The following is a 3,096-nucleotide window of genomic DNA, read 5'->3' as shown; positions in this document are numbered from 1 at the left end:
TGTTTGTTAAGAAACAGATTGCTTCGGCGTACACTTCTCGCAATGACGTTTTATAGTACTTCTCGATACAATTTTCTGTCGAAAATCACTCGAAGTGACGTTTTATTGATCTATTGAAAACTCATAATTTCAAACCTCTATAATTCGTCTTTGCGAACGTTTAAAAAACGTGTGGCAATCTGTTTGTTAAGAAACAGATTGCTTCGGCGTACACTTCTCGCAATGACGTTTTATAGTACTTCTCGATACTAATTTGTTTCACAAATTCACTCGAAGTGACGTTTTGATGATCTACTAAACTCACACGTCAGATCGAGTGGTTTTTTGAAATGAAATGGAGAAAAATTGTATCGAGATCTACTTCAATGCACAATCATCAATTTCAAATTTTCACTCTTTCCATCAAAAAAATATCAAATTTACTTGATAGCAGATTTCTCACTTAAAATCTAAACAAAAAATTGTAGTTTTGACTTTCATTTTACAAATAGCCAACTTATGAAAGTGATTAATGAACAAATACAGATTGATGGAATTGATAAAAAGATTCTGCGTGCGTTAATGAAAGATGCGCGAACGCCAATTTTAAGCATTGCGCGAAGTATTGGTATTTCTGGCGCAGCCGTGCATCAACGACTTCGGAAATTAGAAGACGCAAAACTGATTGTCGGTTCTAAGTTTGTTATTAATCCGAAAGTATTAGGCTATAAAACGATGGCGTTTATCGGTGTGTATTTGGATAAAGCCATGCGAAATCCTTCTGCGGTAAAAGAACTAGAACAAATTCCAGAAGTCATGGAAAGTCATTACACAACGGGAAATTGGTCGTTATTGATTAAGATTTTATGTAAAGACAACGAGCATTTGATGCATATTTTAAACCATAAAATACAAGCGATTAAAGGTGTTTCACGAACAGAAACTTTTATTTCCTTAAATCAACAGATTGATCGACAGATTAAGGTATAGCATTTCGATAGCTTCGCTAGGTATTTTCAATTAAAATATATTTTAATCTCAATAATGCTCAATATGCTATATTTATAAAGACAAAAAGAAGCTGTCTGAAAATCTCAAAAACCGTTATTCTGGACTTGATCCAGAATCTCATAAAGCTAATTTCTCAACTGTTATGCGAAACCGAATCAAGTTCGGTTTGACGATATTATGACTTTTTTCAGACAGCTTTTTTTATTTTGTATTTCTTTTAAGTTAACTTCGATTCAAATATTTCGCAAAATATAGCAAGGTAGCCAATGAACCAAGTGCTGCAACTACATACGTTCTTGCCGCCCATTTGAGTGCATCTTGCGAACCTGCAAATTCTTCTTGCGTCACCATATTTTTATCTTTTAACCAACGTAAAGCTCTGTTACTTGCGTCATATTCCACAGGAAGTGTCACAAAACTAAACGCGGTTCCAGTAGCAAACATGATGAGTCCTGCAATCAATACATTTTGACCTAATCCGGCTGTTTGTGCTGCCATCATAGCAATTCCTCCGTATATCACATATTGCGAAAACTTAGCTGATATATTTACCACAGGCACTAATTTTGATCGCATTTGCAACCACTTATACGCTTTTGCATGTTGAATGGCATGTCCGACTTCATGCGCCGCTACAGCCGCAGCCGCTGCATTTCGTTGACTATATACACCTTCACTAAGGTTTACGGTTTTATTGCTTGGGTTGTAATGATCTGTCAACATTCCTTTTACATGTATCACTTCCACATCTCTAATTCCATGATCGGCTAGCATTTTTTCGGCGATTTCTGCGCCGCTTAATCCATTTCGTAATTGTAGTTTTGAATAGTGTGCAAATTTGCTTTTGAGCTTGTTACTGACAAACGCACTTACCAACATTATTGCGCCCGCCAAGAGCATATATCCAGTTGAAAACATATTTTCTAATTTAAATTATTTAACTAAAATAGCATTACTATTTTACTACTTCAAAAGGTACTTATTATCCTTTAAAACTAGAAATTATAATACATATTTGTTATACTTTACGATAAAAAATACAAAAACCTCGCCAAATAGACGAGGTTTGTTTTATATGAAGTTTTGTCAGTTTTTGTTTTTAGTCGCGCTCTACTTTGCGTAAAGTTGCTTTTTGAATGATCGTTGTATGATAACTTGTAACCACTAACTTTTCATCGCCCGTTTTTCTTGGCTTCCCTTTTTCCGTTACTGTAATAGAGAAAAATACGCGTCCATCATTGTTAAATTCTACACGACTGTGTAATATTCTATTATTTAACTCAAACGTACTAAACAGTGTTTGTCGCATGTAATTGGCTCGCAACACAATTCCGTTATTTTCGTCTAAATCATACAATCCTTTTTCAGGATCAACTACAACTAAAGTATATTTACGTTCGTCTTTTTTCTTGGCAACAATATACGATAGCGTGTATGCAAACTTTTTTGGATCTTCCGTTGGCTGAATGGAAAGCTCCATGGGAACATTTTGCTTTACACCAGCGGCATCAGCAATGCTTAAGTTTCCTGCATAGGTTCCTACATATTCCTTTGGGAATGCGTATTCTGTTGGAAACCGTTTGTCTTCAGCGTTTTTACCGGCACGTTCTTTTACTTGCTTTTTTTGAGCCATGACATTTGTAGTCATGCAAATGAGTGCGATTAAAAAGAAGAATTTTTTCATATGTTCTGTATTTATTTTTGTGATATGAATCTAAGTTTTTTACTCACTATCTATTTTTATACCAAACTTTTACGTTTCTATCCTACGATATTAATGATTTTTCCTGGAACAACAATTACTTTTTTAGGAGTTCTTCCGTCCAATTGTGCTTTTGTACGTTCGTCTTCCAAGATTATTTTTTCAATTTCTTCTTTCGATAAATCTAATGATAATTCTTTTTTGAAGCGCATTTTTCCGTTGAAAGATACTGGATATTCTTTGGAACTTTCTACCAAATGTTTTTCTTCAAATACAGGAAATGGCACTGTTGAAATAGAACCTTCATGTCCTAATCGTGACCATAATTCTTCAGCAATATGCGGCGCATACGGTGAAACTAGAATCGTTAATGGTTCTAAGATTTCCTTGCTGTTGCATTTTTG

Annotated in this window: 4 protein-coding genes; 1 reads left to right on the top strand and 3 read right to left on the bottom strand. The window is 34.8% G+C overall.

Annotation, left to right across the window (positions count from 1 at the left end; all coding sequences use genetic code 11):
* The first annotated feature begins 498 nt into the window (after positions 1 to 498).
* Positions 499 to 969, top strand: a complete 471-nt coding sequence (locus AB8B65_RS16040; RefSeq protein WP_405302283.1) for an Lrp/AsnC ligand binding domain-containing protein — start codon at positions 499 to 501, stop codon at positions 967 to 969.
* 243 nt (positions 970 to 1,212) lie between these two features.
* Here AB8B65_RS16040 and AB8B65_RS16035 read toward each other — a convergent pair whose 3' ends face one another.
* From AB8B65_RS16035 to AB8B65_RS16025, 3 genes are all read right to left on the bottom strand, one after another.
* Positions 1,213 to 1,908 (bottom strand): zinc metallopeptidase, encoded by a 696-nt coding sequence (locus AB8B65_RS16035; RefSeq protein WP_405302282.1) that lies wholly within the window; start codon positions 1,906 to 1,908, stop codon positions 1,213 to 1,215.
* Between the two features lie 181 nt (positions 1,909 to 2,089).
* Positions 2,090 to 2,674: a hypothetical protein gene (locus tag AB8B65_RS16030; protein ID WP_405302281.1), complete on the bottom strand. Its 585-nt coding sequence runs from the start codon at positions 2,672 to 2,674 to the stop codon at positions 2,090 to 2,092.
* A 77-nt stretch (positions 2,675 to 2,751) separates the two neighbouring features.
* Positions 2,752 to 3,096, bottom strand: a 345-nt coding sequence (locus AB8B65_RS16025; protein ID WP_405302280.1) for a class I tRNA ligase family protein, incomplete at its 5' end; no start/stop codon positions are given.

Source organism: Kordia sp., from assembly GCF_045105435.1.
In the GTDB taxonomy this organism is placed as follows: domain Bacteria; phylum Bacteroidota; class Bacteroidia; order Flavobacteriales; family Flavobacteriaceae; genus Kordia.
This window is presented reverse-complemented; position numbering and strand designations above follow the sequence as displayed.

Bases quoted from the DNA above. Each gene is read 5' to 3' on its own strand.
- AB8B65_RS16030 (WP_405302281.1), bottom strand. From the start codon at position 2,674: ATGAAAAAATTCTTCTTTTTAATCGCACTCATTTGCATGACTACAAAT.
- AB8B65_RS16035 (WP_405302282.1), bottom strand. From the start codon at position 1,908: ATGTTTTCAACTGGATATATGCTCTTGGCGGGCGCAATAATGTTGGTA.
- AB8B65_RS16040 (WP_405302283.1), top strand. From the start codon at position 499: ATGAAAGTGATTAATGAACAAATACAGATTGATGGAATTGATAAAAAG.